This window comes from Pseudomonas syringae pv. tomato str. DC3000, from assembly GCF_000007805.1.
GTDB lineage: Bacteria > Pseudomonadota > Gammaproteobacteria > Pseudomonadales > Pseudomonadaceae > Aquipseudomonas > Aquipseudomonas avellanae.
Map to the genome: position 1 here is coordinate 6,383,629 of NC_004578.1, position 13,498 is coordinate 6,397,126.

Consider the following 13,498-nt stretch of genomic DNA (forward strand, 5'->3'; position numbering starts at 1 on the left):
AGGTTAGCAAGCGGGAGCCTTGCGGCCCCCGCTGCGGCTTACCAGGTTTGGGTGGCCTTGAACTTCTCGATACCGGCTTTCATGCCAGCGTCGATTTCGTCATTGAAGTCACCCTTAACGTTGATCTTGGCCATCAAATCGGCGTGATCGCGGTTGAAGTAAGCAATCAGCGCTTGTTCAAAGCTGCCGATCTTGGCGATTTCGACGTCAGTCAGGAACCCACGCTCAGCGGCATACAGCGACAGCGCCATGTCAGCGATCGACATTGGTGCGTATTGCTTCTGCTTCATCAGCTCGGTAACGCGCTGACCATGCTCAAGTTGCTTGCGGGTCGCCTCGTCCAGGTCAGAAGCGAACTGGGCGAATGCCGCCAGTTCACGGTACTGAGCCAGAGCAGTACGGATACCACCGGAAAGCTTCTTGATGATCTTGGTCTGAGCGGCACCACCCACACGGGATACCGAAACACCGGCGTTCACAGCCGGACGGATGCCGGAGTTGAACATGGCCGATTCCAGGAAGATCTGACCGTCGGTGATGGAAATCACGTTGGTCGGAACGAACGCGGAAACGTCGCCAGCCTGGGTTTCGATGATCGGCAGCGCGGTCAGGGAGCCTGTTTTGCCGGTCACTGCGCCGTTGGTGAACTTCTCTACGTACTCTTCGGAAACACGCGATGCGCGCTCCAGCAGACGGGAGTGGAGATAGAACACGTCGCCTGGGTAAGCTTCACGGCCTGGTGGACGGCGCAGCAGCAGGGAAATCTGGCGGTAAGCCACTGCTTGCTTGGACAGATCGTCATAAACGATCAGCGCGTCTTCACCGCGGTCGCGGAAGAATTCACCCATGGTGCAACCCGAGTACGGTGCAAGGAATTGCAGCGCAGCGGATTCGGAAGCACTTGCAGCCACGACGATGGTGTTAGCCAGTGCGCCGTTTTCTTCGAGCTTGCGAACAACGTTGGCGATGGTCGATTGCTTCTGACCTATTGCTACGTAGACGCAGAAGATGCCGCTGTTCTTCTGGTTGATGATTGCGTCGATGGCCAGAGCGGTTTTACCGATCTGACGGTCACCGATGATCAGCTCACGCTGGCCACGGCCGACAGGAATCATGGCATCGACAGCCTTGTAGCCAGTCTGTACAGGCTGGTCTACCGACTTACGCCAGATCACGCCTGGAGCAACTTTCTCGACCGCATCGGTCTCGGTGTTGTTCAGCGGACCTTTGCCGTCAACCGGGTTACCCAGTGCATCGACAACGCGACCCAGCAGTTCCTTACCCACCGGAACCTCGAGGATGCGGCCAGTGCACTTGGCGCTCATGCCTTCAGCCAGAGTCGTGTAAGCGCCCAGTACAACGGCACCTACGGAGTCTTGCTCAAGGTTCAGCGCCATACCGTAGACGCCGCCCGGAAACTCGATCATCTCGCCGTACATTACGTCGGCCAGACCGTGAATCCGCACGATACCGTCAGACACGCTGACGACTGTGCCTTCGTTACGGGCTTGGGAGGTTACATCGAGCTTGTCGATGCGACCCTTGATGATTTCACTTATTTCGGAAGGATTGAGTTGCTGCATTGCTCTGCTGCCCCTTCAAACTCAAGATTTCAATGCTTCGGCTAGTTTCGCGATTTTGCCGCGAACTGAGCCATCGATAACCAGGTCGCCGGCGCGGATTACGACACCCCCTATAAGAGAGGCATCCTCCGCAGCATGCAGGCGCACTTCCCGGCCGAGCCGTGCACTGAGAACCTTGGCGAGTTTGTCTTGCTGTTCTTGGTTCAATGCAAAAGCACTGGTGACATCCACATCGACCGATTTTTCCTGCTCGGCCTTGTACAGGTCGAACAGTTCGGCGATCTCCGGCAGAAGCGGGAGACGGTCGTTTTCAGCAACGACGTGAATGAAATTCTGTGCCTTGGCATCGAACTTTTCGCCACACACTTCAATAAAAGTGGTGGCCTTTTGTGCGCTCGTCACTCGCGGGGCCTTGAGCATGCGCTGCATGGTGTCGTCTTGCGACACTGCAGCAGCCAGGCCGAGCATGGCTGACCAATTGGCCAGTTGCTGGTGGGCCTGCGCATGCTCGAAGGCCGCCTTCGCGTAAGGTCGGGCCAACGTGGTCAGTTCTGCCATGATCGCCCTCGCTTAAATTTCAGCAGCCAGTTTGTTAACCAGCTCCGCGTGCGCGTTTTGATCGATTGTGGCGCCCAGAATCTTCTCTGCGCCATTGACTGCCAGGCTACCCAACTGGGCGCGCAAGGCGTCTTTGACACCGTTCAGTTCCTGCTCGATCTCGGCCTGAGCCTGAGCCTTCACACGGTCAGCTTCAACGCGTGCCGTTTCACGGGCCTCGTCGACAATCTGAGTTCCGCGCTTCTTGGCTTGCTCAATGATCTCGGCTGCTTGAGCCTTAGCTTCGCGCAGTTGTTGACCCACTTTATCTTGGGCCAGCTCCAGGTCGCGAGCTGCTCGGGAAGCAGCGTCCAGTCCATCCGCGATCTTCTTCTGACGTTCGTGCAAAGCAGCGATGACCGGAGGCCACACGTACTTCATGCAGAACAGCACAAAGATGAAGAACGCAACGGACTGACCAATCAGGGTTGCATTAATGTTCACGCCAACACCTCGCTCGTTCGTTGTCCATCACACCAATCAACTCGAAAATTCGAGTGATCAGCCAGCGAGTTGACCAACGAAGGGGTTCGCAAAGGTGAAGAACAGAGCGATACCGACACCGATCATGGTCACGGCGTCGAGCAGGCCCGCAACGATGAACATTTTGACTTGCAGCATTGGGACCATTTCCGGTTGACGCGCAGCGCCTTCCAGGAACTTGCCGCCCAACAGGCCGAAACCGATTGCAGTACCCAGTGCGCCCAGGCCGATCAACAGTGCAACAGCGATAGCGGTTAGACCAACTACAGTTTCCATCTTTCCTCCCGACTTTTACGTCGTATTGGTTAGGTTTTTTTAATTGAAGCGGTAAAACAAAATCGTTTCTACATCAGCCCTTGCGGGCACCGCCTCGCCGATGGCGAGACGGTCATCAGACACGTCGTGAGACGAATCTCAATGGTTGTCTTCGTGCGCCATCGACAGGTAGACGATGGTCAGCATCATGAAGATAAACGCCTGCAGGGTGATGATCAGGATGTGGAACACAGCCCACGCCCACTGCAGAACAATACCCAGACCGCTGAGCCACAACAGACCGCTGCCGAACATCACGGCGATCAGAATGAAGACCAGCTCGCCAGCATACATGTTGCCGAACAGACGCAGAGCCAGAGAAATCGGCTTGGCGATCAGCGTGACGAATTCGAGCAGGAAGTTGACCGGGATCAGCAGTGCCTGAACGAAGATGTTCTTGCTGCCGAACGGGTGAAGGGTCAGTTCGCCGATGAAGCCGCCAATGCCCTTGACCTTGATGCTGTAGAAAATGATCAGCGCGAACACCGACAGGGCCATGCCCAGCGTCGCATTCGGGTCGGTGGTCGGTACGGCGCGGAACGGAATGTGCTCGTCGCCCGAGATCATCATCGCCAGTTGTGGAATCCAGTCCACCGGTACCAGATCGACCGCGTTCATCAGGAAAACCCAGACGAAGATGGTCAGAGCCAGTGGCGCGATGACCGCGCTACGACCGTGGAAACTGTCTTTCACGCTGCCGTCGACGAACTCGACCAGAACTTCAACGAAGTTCTGCAGGGCGCCTGGCTGACCGGAAGTTGCCTTCTTGGCCGCCATGCGGAAGATCAGAACGAAAATCAGACCCAACGCAACCGACCAGCCGAGTGTATCGACGTGGAAGGCCCAGAAACCCATTTCCTTGGCTTCTGCTGCGGTGTGGGCAAAGCCCCAATCGCCATTGGGCAGGTGCCCGAATGTAAGGTTCTGCAAGTGGTGCTGGATATAGCCCGAAGCTGTTTGCTCTGCCATGGTTGCCTCAAACGCCCTAAGGTCTCGAAAGTCTTGTTCTCGTAAGCAGGGGAGCGAACCAGTTGACCACCTGGATCAACATGAACACGCCGAATACAGCCAGCGGCGCCAATGGCTTCACACCTGCGAACGTCAATGCAAAAAGCACTGCCGTGAAAATCAGTTTGCCAGCCTCGCCGGCGTAGAACGACCGCACGATGGCTTGCGCTGCCCGGGCCCCGGAAAACCGGAATGCCTTGTGGGCAAAGTATAAATTGGGTAGCCAGGCTATCAGGCCTCCGCAGAGTCCCGAGTATCCCGCTACGACTCCTTGCCACTGCCACAGCACCAACGCGGCGATGAGCAGGACGATCAATTGAGCCAGCAATAACGGAAAAACCGCCAGGCAATAGAACGGCAAGCGGTCTGGCATGCGGGATTCCATCGCAACTGCTCCTCTGATGTCGGTCGCCATAATCAATAACTTGGCATAATTTGTGCCGACAAAATGCGCGCAGAGTATAGGGGCGGTTCAGCCCCTATTCAACAGGCGGGTAGTGATTTCCGACTACACGCTACAGAGCAATTGTTTCAGCGGATGTGAGCGAGCACTCCTTGCAGCTCGTCCAGCGAGTTGTAACGGATGACCAATTGACCCTTGCCCTTCTGACCATGGCGAATCTGCACTGCAGAGCCCAGACGCTCGGCCAGACGCTGCTCGAGCCGGCTGATGTCCGGGTCGGCCTTGGCCGGTTCTGCCGCCTCGGGCTTGCCGCTCAGCCATTGCCTGACCAGTGCTTCGGTCTGGCGTACGGTCAACCCGCGTGCGACAACGTGTCGCGCACCTTCGACCTGCCGATCTTCACCCAGGCCGAGCAATGCACGGGCATGACCCATTTCCAGGTCGCCATGCGACAACATGGTCTTGATGGCCTCGGGCAATGCGATCAGGCGCAACAGGTTGGCCACGCTGACCCGTGATTTGCCAACGGCATCCGCCACTTGCTGCTGGGTCAGCTGAAACTCCTGCTGCAAACGCTGCAACGCCATGGCTTCTTCGATGGGGTTGAGGTCTTCACGCTGAATGTTTTCGATCAGCGCCATCGCAATGGCAGTTTCGTCCGGTACGTCACGAACCATCGCCGGGATGGTCTCGACGCCAGCCTGCTGACTGGCGCGCCAGCGACGTTCGCCGGCGATGATTTCAAAACGGTTGTTGCCGATCGGACGAACCACGATCGGCTGCATCACACCCTGCGACTTGATCGACTGCGCGAGCTCTTCAAGCGCTTGCGGGTCCATGTCACGGCGCGGCTGATACTTGCCGCGCTGGATCAGGTCCAGCGGCACATGTTGCAACTCGCTGGGTGGTGCCTTGACGGCCTGCTCTTCCAGCGAACTGACGGTTGGACTGCTCAGAAGTGCGTCCAACCCACGTCCGAGACCTCGTTTCTTGACGGCCATGGAAATTCCTTAGGTTGGCTGAGCGCTTTTTGCGCCGCGACGTTGACGACGAACCAGCTCGCTTGCCAGGGCCAGATAGGCCAGCGCACCGCGAGACGATTTGTCATACGCCAGCACAGGCATGCCGAAACTCGGCGCCTCGGCCAGCCTGATGTTTCTGGGGATCACGGTGTCGTACAGCTGTTCGCCGAAGTGCTCCTGAAGCTGCGCCGAAACGTCGTTGATCAGGCTCAGACGCGGGTCGTACATGGTGCGCAACAGGCCTTCGATCTTCAACTGCGGGTTGAGCAGTTCACCGATGCGCTTGATGTTATCCACAAGGTCGCTGAGACCTTCCAGCGCAAAATACTCGCACTGCATGGGGATGATTACGCCGTCGGCGGCAACCAGCGCGTTCAGTGTCAGCATCGACAGCGAAGGTGGGCAGTCGATCAGAATGTAATCGTAATTTTCCCGGATCGGCGCCAGCGCATTGCGCAGACGGCTCTCTTTCATCTGCATTTCCAGCAGCACCACTTCGCCTGCAGTCAGGTCGCGGTTGGCCGGAAGCAGTTGGTAGCCACCGTGTTCGGAGAACTGCATGGCCTCGCCCAGATCGCATTCACCGATCAACAGGTCGTAGACCGAGTTTTCCAGAGTGTGTTTATCCACACCGCTGCCCATGGTCGCGTTGCCCTGGGGATCGAGATCGATCAACAGCACACGGCGCTTGGTCGCAACCAGCGACGCGGCGAGGTTTATGCATGTGGTGGTCTTGCCTACCCCACCTTTCTGGTTCGCTATCGCGAATACCTTAGCCATTCTTGCTTGTGTTCCCAATCATGCCGTGCGGCGCAGTATCAGCAGATGGCGTTGGCCTTGGCAACCCGGAACGGTCAAGGCTTGTGCGCTATCGAGGTGAAAATCCGAGGGCAATGCTACCAGCTCATCAGCAGGATGCAGCCCTTTCATTGCCAACCAGCGCGTATTGACGTCGCCCATGTGGCGCGTCCAGCCAGCAAAGTCTTCGAGGCTGCTGAAGGCCCTGGAAATGATCCCGTCGAACGGCACATCAGGCTGATAATTTTCTGCACGGCTGTGGATAACTTCAAGATTGTCCAGTTTCAGCTCCAGTTTGACCTGTGTCTGAAACCGGGTCTTCTTGCCGTTGCTGTCCAGCAGCGAAATATTTCGTTCAGGAAACAGGATGGCCATAGGAATACCAGGCATCCCGCCGCCGCTGCCTACATCCATCCAGCGCGTACCTTCGATGAATGGCACAACGCTGAGACTGTCGAGCAGATGTCTCGAGACCATTTCGTCCGGATTGCGTACAGCGGTCAGGTTGTAAGCCTTGTTCCACTTGATCAACAGCGCCAGATACGCCAGCAATTGCTCGTGCTGAGCCTCGCTGAGGTCAATGCCCAATTCCCGGGCACCTGTGGATAACTCTTGGGCATGTTGCGGGGTGACCATAGAACTCAAGCGCTTTGCTCCAACTGACGGCCCGCGCCGCGTTTTTTCAAATGAATCATCAACAGGGAAATAGCGGCTGGCGTGACGCCTGGAATGCGCGAGGCCTGGCCAAGTGTTTCCGGGCGAGTTATCCCCAGCTTGCTCTGGATTTCTTTCGACAGGCCAGAAATACCGGTGTAGTCGATGTCTTCGGGCAGACGTGTGTCTTCGCTGGCGCGCAAGCGGGCAATTTCTTCCTGCTGCCGATCAATGTAACCGGCGTATTTTGTCTTGATCTCGACCTGCTCGGCCACCAGAGGATCAGCACAGCCCTGGCCTGTGAGGGCAATCAGGCTGTTGTAATCGATTTCCGGACGGGTCAGCAGATTGAGCAAATTGTATTCGTGGGTGAGCGGCGTGCCGAAATGTGCGGATATTGCATCACCCTGCTGGGTACCGGGGCGAACCCAGGTACTTTTCAGCCGCTGCTCTTCCAGCTCGATGCTTTCGCGCTTGGTGCAGAACGCTGCCCAGCGCGCATCGTCGACCAGGCCCAGCTCGCGACCTTTTTCGGTCAGACGCAGATCAGCGTTGTCTTCGCGCAGGATCAGACGGTATTCGGCCCTGGACGTAAACATTCGGTAGGGCTCTTGCGTGCCGAGCGTGATCAGGTCGTCAACCAGCACGCCGATGTACGCTTCATCACGACGCGGGCACCAGCTGTCTCGGCCTTGCGCCCGAAGGGCAGCGTTGGTTCCAGCCAACAAACCCTGGGCTCCCGCTTCTTCGTAACCAGTTGTGCCGTTGATCTGACCGGCAAAGAACAACCCGCCGATGACCTTGGTTTCCAGGCTGTATTTCAGATCACGCGGGTCGAAATAATCGTATTCGATAGCGTAACCGGGGCGGACGATATGTGCGTTTTCCATGCCACGAATCGAACGTACGATCTGCAACTGCACGTCGAACGGCAACGAGGTGGATATCCCGTTCGGATACAGCTCGTGGGTGGTCAGGCCTTCTGGCTCGATGAAAACCTGATGGCTTTCCTTGTCGGCAAAACGATGAATCTTGTCTTCGATCGACGGGCAGTAGCGCGGCCCGATGCCTTCGATCACACCGGAATACATGGGCGATCGATCCAGGTTGGACGCGATGATTTCGTGAGTCCGGGCGTTGGTGTGGGTAATCCAGCAACTGACCTGCGCCGGGTGCTGCTCTTTGGAGCCCAGGAACGACATGACCAGAATAGGCGTATCACCTGGTTGCTCGGTCATGACCGAAAAATCGACAGAACGCCCGTCGATGCGAGGCGGAGTTCCTGTTTTCAGTCGTCCTACACGCAGTGGCAGTTCACGTAACCGTTGAGCCAGCGCGATCGACGGTGGATCGCCTGCACGGCCCCCTGAATAATTCTGCATCCCGATGTGGATAAGTCCACCGAGGAACGTTCCGGTGGTCAACACCACGGAGTCGGCAAGGATGCGCAGGCCCATCTGGGTCACTACACCACGCACCTGATCCTGTTCGACGATGAGGTCATCGCAGGCCTGCTGAAATATCCACAGGTTCGGCTGATTTTCGAGGATCTCGCGAATGGCGGCTTTGTACAGCACCCGGTCTGCCTGAGCACGGGTTGCCCGTACCGCAGGGCCTTTGCGGCTGTTCAAGACACGAAACTGTATACCGCCCTTGTCGGTAGCCATTGCCATTGCGCCGCCCAAGGCGTCGATTTCCTTGACCAGATGGCTTTTGCCGATGCCACCGATGGCCGGGTTGCAGCTCATCTGGCCCAGGGTTTCCACGTTGTGCGTCAACAGCAGGGTTTTGACACCCATGCGTGCCGACGCCAGTGCGGCCTCGGTACCGGCATGACCGCCACCGATGACGATCACTTCAAAACGGGAAGGGAAATCCACCACGCACCTCGTGCCTGTTGTCGATGAGAAATTGGGATAGCTGACAAGTATAGGGACTTACCCCACCTGAATGAAACCCGTTGGACAAAATTTAACCAGCTGTGGAAAACTCGCGAATAAAGAAAATAAAAAGGAAAGAAAGTTTATAAAGCCTTATTTTTATGTTTATTCTTACTGAGCACAGTTTCTGTGGATAGAACGCTACAGGCCTTTATTTACGTTATGTACAGGGATTCAAAACTCTGTGTTCATGTGGGTATGAGGGGTTGGGATAACCGTCTTGAGCCTGTTGATAAAATGTCCACTTGTCCACAGGCCGGTTTATCTTCAGGTTTGCACCCTGCTTACCCACCGAGCTGAGGGGCAGTTATTCACAGGGCTTAATCCACAAAAAATTGCCTGGTGAACAAAAAAGAGGCGCAAAAAATCCACTCGATGAAGATTTTCGTGCGAAAAAAATCAAAACCCGAGCTGAAAAGCAGTGGTCTGTTGCATCGGGTGAGGAAGGGCGTAGCTAAAAGAAGGTTGTGCCAGGCAGGGAGGTATGACCGGAGCGGTCATACCTTCATCAGGTGGCTATTATTTGCCGATACAGAAGCTGGAAAAGATTCTGCCGAGCAGGTCATCGGAACTGAATGCCCCGGTAATCTCGCCAAGCGCCTGTTGCGCCTGACGCAGGTCTTCGGCCAACAGCTCTCCAGCGCCAGCCAGGGTCAATTGCGCCCTGCCGTGCTCCAGCGAGTCACTGGCGTGGCGCAGCGCCTCAAGGTGGCGCCGACGCGCGCTAAAGCTGCTTTCCGATGTCTGCTCATAGCCCATGCAGGCCTTCAGATGCTCACGCAGCAGCTCAAGCCCCTCTCCTCCTGACCTGGCGCTGAGGCTGATCGTGACATGGCCATCGGCGCTTGTTTGCAGGGCAATGCTGTCGCCACTCAAATCAGCCTTGTTACGGATCAGAGTGACCTTCGCAGGGTCCGGACGCTGCTCCAGGAATTCCGGCCACAAGGCGAACGGATCTGCAGCTTCCGGGGCGGTTGCGTCCACCACCAGCAGGATCCGGTCAGCTTCACCTATAGCCTTGAGTGCACGCTGCACGCCGATCATTTCAACCTGGTCCTGAGTGTCGCGCAAACCAGCAGTGTCCACGACGTGCAAGGGCATTCCGTCTATGTGGATATGTTCACGCAATACATCGCGAGTCGTGCCGGCAATCTCGGTAACGATGGCCGCTTCTCTGCCCGCCAGAGCGTTCAGCAAGCTGGACTTGCCCGCATTGGGACGACCGGCGATCACCACCGTCATGCCGTCACGCAGCAACGCACCCTGTCCTGCCTCACGCAGCACTGTGGATAACTCGGCACGCACATCGTCGAGCATACCCAGCACATGGCCGTCGGCGAGAAAGTCGATTTCTTCCTCTGGAAAGTCGATGGCGGCTTCGACGTAGATACGCAGGCTGATCAATTTCTCGGTCAAGTTATCCACACGCTGCGAAAAAACACCCTGCAACGAGCGCAGCGCATTGCGCGCTGCCTGTGCAGAACTCGCCTCGATCAGGTCAGCAATGGCCTCGGCCTGGGCAAGATCGAGCTTGTCATTGAGGAACGCACGTTCGCTGAATTCACCCGGACGCGCCAGGCGGCTGCCCAGTTGCAGGCAGCGTTGCAGCAGCATATCCAGAACGATGGGCCCACCATGACCCTGAAGCTCCAGCACGTCCTCGCCGGTGAACGAGTTTGGCCCGGGGAAATACAACGCAATGCCTTCATCGAGCACCTGCCCCGACTCGTCGGCAAAAGGGCCGTAGTGCGCGAATCGTGGCTTGGGCATTCGACCGGTAATGGCTTGCGCGGTTTTGCCGGCCAAAGGCCCCGACACACGGACAATACCGACACCACCGCGCCCCTGGGCGGTAGCGATGGCGGCGATGGTTTCACGAGGAACGTTCATGGTCCGGCTCCAGGACAAATGACGGATAGCAAAACGCCCCACTAGGGGGCGTTTTGTATAGCGTGTTCACAGGTTAGATCAGGCAGCTGCTTTCTTGGTAGCTGCTCCGATCTTGCGAGTGATGTACGCCTGCTGTGCGATCGACAGGGTGTTGTTCACAACCCAGTACAGAACCAGACCGGCAGGGAACCACAGGAAGAAGAACGTGAAAATGATCGGCATCATTTTCATGACCTTGGCCTGCATCGGGTCCGGCGGAGTAGGGTTCAAACGCTGCTGGATGAACATGGTCGCGCCCATGATGATCGGCAGGATAAAGAACGGGTCTTTGATCGACAGATCAGTTATCCACAGGATCCACGGCGCCTGACGCATTTCCACGCTTTCCAGGAGTACCCAGTACAGCGAGAGGAAAACCGGCATTTGTACAAGAATCGGCAAGCATCCACCCAGTGGGTTGATCTTCTCTTTCTTGTACAGCTCCATCATTGCTTGGGACATCTTCTGACGATCATCGCCATGTTGTTCCTTCAGCACTGCAAGCTTTGGAGCCACGGCGCGCATGCGTGCCATCGACTTGTAGCTGGCTGCGGACAGCGGGAAGAACAGGCCTTTGATCAACATGGTCAGGACGATGATCGACCAGCCCCAGTTGCCCAGAATCGCGTGGATGTGTTGCAGCAGCCAGAAGATAGGCTGGGCAATGAACCACAGGAAACCGTAATCGACTGTCAGCTCCAGACCTGGGGATAACTCTTTGAGCACCGCCTGGCTTTTCGGACCTGCGTACAACGTGGCAGTGGTTTCGCCTTGTGCGCCTGGCGCAACCGACAGTGTCGGGCTGGTGAAACCAATGATGTAGTTGCCTTGGCTGTCTTTGCGGGTCTGAACGGCGTTGGTCACGTTATGATCAGGAATCCACGCCGTCACGAAGTAGTGCTGCAGCCATGCAACCCAGCCGCCCTGAACGTTTTCCTTGATCTGGCCCTTGTCGATATCTTTCATCGACACTTTTTTGTACGGCTCGGCCGCAGTCCAGAGCGCAGCACCCAGGTAGGTGGCTGTGCCGGTTGCAGTGGTCGACGAAGGATCGGAGCTGGCATCACGCTTCAATTGCGCGAACAGATTACCGGCCCAGGGTTGCGCGCTCTGGTTATCCACAACGTAAGTCATGACCAGGTCGTACAGACCGCGCTTGAATGTGAAGCGCTTGATGTAGTTGACGCCGTTTTCCGAGAATTTCAGCTCCACGACCATCGAGTCCTGGCCATCAGCCAGTTGATAACTCTTTTGCGCGGAGGAATAAACCGGACGACCGGAGGCGCGAGCATCAGGACCATTGGTCCCGGTCAGGCCGCTCTGTGCGAGAAAAGTACGCTCGCCGCCGTTATCGAACAGCTGGAAAGGCACGTCAGGACGATCCTGACGACGCGGGTACAGAGGCAAACGAAGCTGAACGACGTCACCACCTACCGGGTCGATCGCCAGATCAAGCACGTCGGTCTTGACGTGGATGAGGTCTTTGCTGGCTACGGCCGGAGTTTCAAGAGGCGCTGCACTGGTAGTATTGCCAGTAGCGCTCGGAACGTCGGCACTTGCAGAACCATTATTACCAGCAGCCGTATCCGGAATACCCGGTGCGGTGTTGCTGGCTGCAACATTCTGGGTTGGCATGGCAGCCTGACCATAGTCTTGGTTCCATTTCAGGACCCCGACGTAGGTCACGATTGCCAGGGCAACGATCAGGATCGTGCGTTTAATATCCATGATTACTCGGCCATCGAAGAAGAACGGGAGGTGGGGACAGCTGGAACCGGGTCATAACCACCGGGATTCCACGGGTGACAGCGACCCAGGCGACGAATTGACAGCCAGCCGCCGCGCAAAAGGCCATGATTATCGATGGCTTCATACGCGTAGCAGGAGCAACTGGGGTAGAAACGACAGTGACTGGCCATCAGCGGGCTAATGGCATAGCGATAAAACTGGATCGGAACGAGTGCCAGTTTACGCATCGGTACTGTCTACCCCTGCAGGTTCGGACTTTTCTTCCGGAGTGGGTCGGCTACGCGCCAGACGCTTCCAGAGCTTGCCGAAATGCTGAATCAGTTCAGGGTTTTCTACGTCACCCAAACCTTTACGCGCGACGATAACGATATCCCAACCGACCAAACTGTCTTGGTGTTGGCGAAATGATTCGCGCATCAGGCGTTTCAAACGATTGCGCTCGACGGAGAGCTTCACGCTCTTTTTACCTATCACAAGCCCCAGACGGGGATGATCAAGGTCGTTGTTGCGCGCAAGGAGCAGGAGATTTTTCCCCGGAACCTTACCGGTAGGGGAGTCAAAGACTGCCTTGAAATGCCGGGGAGTCAGCAAACGCTTTTCCCGACTGAAGTCTCGACTCACCTCCTGTGCCGATTTATCAAACTGCCAGACGCTTACGGCCTTTGGCACGACGACGCGAAAGGACGGCGCGGCCGTTTTTGGTGGCCATACGTGCACGGAAACCGTGGGTGCGGGCGCGCTTGATAGTGCTGGGTTGGAAAGTACGTTTCATGGCGTGTTACCTGGTTCGTCCACTACGGGCCGGAATGGCCCCCGTTTTAAGAGATCGGGGATTCTAGAGAAAGCGCGCCCTTAGGTCAATTTCCAACCAGCTTTTCTTCATATACGTCTTTTACAGGCCATTCATCCTTGAACCGCGCTTTTGAGCCGACGGCTTGCGTCATTTATAGAAATAAAAAGAAAGAGAGGATTTAAAGCTTTTTTATAAAGCTTATAACTCTTACGCAGCAGCTTTCT

General features: G+C 56.5%; 15 protein-coding genes. All 15 read right to left on the bottom strand.

Annotation, left to right across the window (positions count from 1 at the left end; all coding sequences use genetic code 11):
* Positions 1-38: 38 nt before the first annotated feature.
* A complete protein-coding gene (gene atpA / locus PSPTO_RS29000; protein ID WP_003377895.1) occupies positions 39-1,583 on the bottom strand; it encodes a F0F1 ATP synthase subunit alpha in 1,545 nt (514 codons plus the stop codon).
* Between the two features lie 21 nt (positions 1,584-1,604).
* Complete coding sequence (locus PSPTO_RS29005; protein WP_011105592.1) at positions 1,605-2,141, bottom strand: F0F1 ATP synthase subunit delta; 537 nt, start codon at positions 2,139-2,141, stop codon at positions 1,605-1,607.
* A 12-nt stretch (positions 2,142-2,153) separates the two neighbouring features.
* Entirely contained in the window at positions 2,154-2,624 is a 471-nt protein-coding gene (locus PSPTO_RS29010) for a F0F1 ATP synthase subunit B (protein ID WP_005613564.1), read from the bottom strand.
* A gap of 57 nt (positions 2,625-2,681) precedes the next feature.
* A complete protein-coding gene (gene atpE, locus PSPTO_RS29015; RefSeq protein WP_002555987.1) occupies positions 2,682-2,939 on the bottom strand; it encodes a F0F1 ATP synthase subunit C in 258 nt (85 codons plus the stop codon).
* A gap of 138 nt (positions 2,940-3,077) precedes the next feature.
* Complete coding sequence (gene atpB / locus PSPTO_RS29020) at positions 3,078-3,947, bottom strand: F0F1 ATP synthase subunit A (RefSeq protein ID WP_003377888.1); 870 nt, start codon at positions 3,945-3,947, stop codon at positions 3,078-3,080.
* Positions 3,948-3,963: 16 nt separating this feature from the next.
* A complete protein-coding gene (locus PSPTO_RS29025) occupies positions 3,964-4,371 on the bottom strand; it encodes a F0F1 ATP synthase subunit I (RefSeq protein WP_011105593.1) in 408 nt (135 codons plus the stop codon).
* A 146-nt stretch (positions 4,372-4,517) separates the two neighbouring features.
* The gene (locus tag PSPTO_RS29030) at positions 4,518-5,390 is read right to left on the bottom strand and encodes a ParB/RepB/Spo0J family partition protein (RefSeq protein ID WP_003377885.1); all 873 of its coding nucleotides are present in this window, start codon (positions 5,388-5,390) and stop codon (positions 4,518-4,520) included.
* A gap of 9 nt (positions 5,391-5,399) precedes the next feature.
* Complete coding sequence (locus PSPTO_RS29035) at positions 5,400-6,191, bottom strand: ParA family protein (RefSeq protein WP_003377884.1); 792 nt, start codon at positions 6,189-6,191, stop codon at positions 5,400-5,402.
* Positions 6,192-6,209: 18 nt separating this feature from the next.
* Positions 6,210-6,854 (bottom strand): 16S rRNA (guanine(527)-N(7))-methyltransferase RsmG, encoded by a 645-nt coding sequence (gene rsmG / locus PSPTO_RS29040; RefSeq protein ID WP_003377883.1) that lies wholly within the window; start codon positions 6,852-6,854, stop codon positions 6,210-6,212.
* On the bottom strand, positions 6,851-8,743 hold the full coding sequence (mnmG, locus tag PSPTO_RS29045) for a tRNA uridine-5-carboxymethylaminomethyl(34) synthesis enzyme MnmG (RefSeq protein ID WP_011105594.1): 1,893 nt from the start codon (positions 8,741-8,743) through the stop codon (positions 6,851-6,853). Before mnmG ends, rsmG begins: the two co-directional genes overlap by 4 nt.
* A gap of 579 nt (positions 8,744-9,322) precedes the next feature.
* Positions 9,323-10,693 (bottom strand): tRNA uridine-5-carboxymethylaminomethyl(34) synthesis GTPase MnmE, encoded by a 1,371-nt coding sequence (gene mnmE, locus PSPTO_RS29050; protein WP_007244945.1) that lies wholly within the window; start codon positions 10,691-10,693, stop codon positions 9,323-9,325.
* A 78-nt stretch (positions 10,694-10,771) separates the two neighbouring features.
* Positions 10,772-12,460 carry a membrane protein insertase YidC gene (yidC, locus tag PSPTO_RS29055; RefSeq protein ID WP_011105595.1) on the bottom strand — a complete coding sequence of 563 codons (1,689 nt, stop codon included), beginning with the start codon at positions 12,458-12,460 and terminating at the stop codon, positions 10,772-10,774.
* Positions 12,461-12,462: 2 nt separating this feature from the next.
* Positions 12,463-12,708: a membrane protein insertion efficiency factor YidD gene (gene yidD / locus PSPTO_RS29060; protein WP_003377879.1), complete on the bottom strand. Its 246-nt coding sequence runs from the start codon at positions 12,706-12,708 to the stop codon at positions 12,463-12,465.
* Complete coding sequence (rnpA, locus tag PSPTO_RS29065) at positions 12,701-13,102, bottom strand: ribonuclease P protein component (RefSeq protein ID WP_005768230.1); 402 nt, start codon at positions 13,100-13,102, stop codon at positions 12,701-12,703. The genes yidD and rnpA overlap by 8 nt, the downstream gene beginning before the upstream one ends.
* 16 nt (positions 13,103-13,118) lie before the next feature.
* Positions 13,119-13,253: a 50S ribosomal protein L34 gene (rpmH, locus tag PSPTO_RS29070; RefSeq protein ID WP_002551315.1), complete on the bottom strand. Its 135-nt coding sequence runs from the start codon at positions 13,251-13,253 to the stop codon at positions 13,119-13,121.
* Positions 13,254-13,498 lie beyond the last annotated feature (245 nt).

Excerpts from the sequence above, each read along its gene's own strand:
- atpA (WP_003377895.1), bottom strand. The coding sequence starts at position 1,583 with ATGCAGCAACTCAATCCTTCCGAAATAAGTGAAATCATCAAGGGTCGC.
- PSPTO_RS29005 (WP_011105592.1), bottom strand. The coding sequence starts at position 2,141 with ATGGCAGAACTGACCACGTTGGCCCGACCTTACGCGAAGGCGGCCTTC.
- atpE (WP_002555987.1), bottom strand. The coding sequence starts at position 2,939 with ATGGAAACTGTAGTTGGTCTAACCGCTATCGCTGTTGCACTGTTGATC.
- atpB (WP_003377888.1), bottom strand. The coding sequence starts at position 3,947 with ATGGCAGAGCAAACAGCTTCGGGCTATATCCAGCACCACTTGCAGAAC.
- PSPTO_RS29025 (WP_011105593.1), bottom strand. The coding sequence starts at position 4,371 with ATGGAATCCCGCATGCCAGACCGCTTGCCGTTCTATTGCCTGGCGGTT.
- PSPTO_RS29030 (WP_003377885.1), bottom strand. The coding sequence starts at position 5,390 with ATGGCCGTCAAGAAACGAGGTCTCGGACGTGGGTTGGACGCACTTCTG.
- PSPTO_RS29035 (WP_003377884.1), bottom strand. The coding sequence starts at position 6,191 with ATGGCTAAGGTATTCGCGATAGCGAACCAGAAAGGTGGGGTAGGCAAG.
- mnmE (WP_007244945.1), bottom strand. The coding sequence starts at position 10,693 with ATGAACGTTCCTCGTGAAACCATCGCCGCCATCGCTACCGCCCAGGGG.
- yidC (WP_011105595.1), bottom strand. The coding sequence starts at position 12,460 with ATGGATATTAAACGCACGATCCTGATCGTTGCCCTGGCAATCGTGACC.
- yidD (WP_003377879.1), bottom strand. The coding sequence starts at position 12,708 with ATGCGTAAACTGGCACTCGTTCCGATCCAGTTTTATCGCTATGCCATT.
- rpmH (WP_002551315.1), bottom strand. The coding sequence starts at position 13,253 with ATGAAACGTACTTTCCAACCCAGCACTATCAAGCGCGCCCGCACCCAC.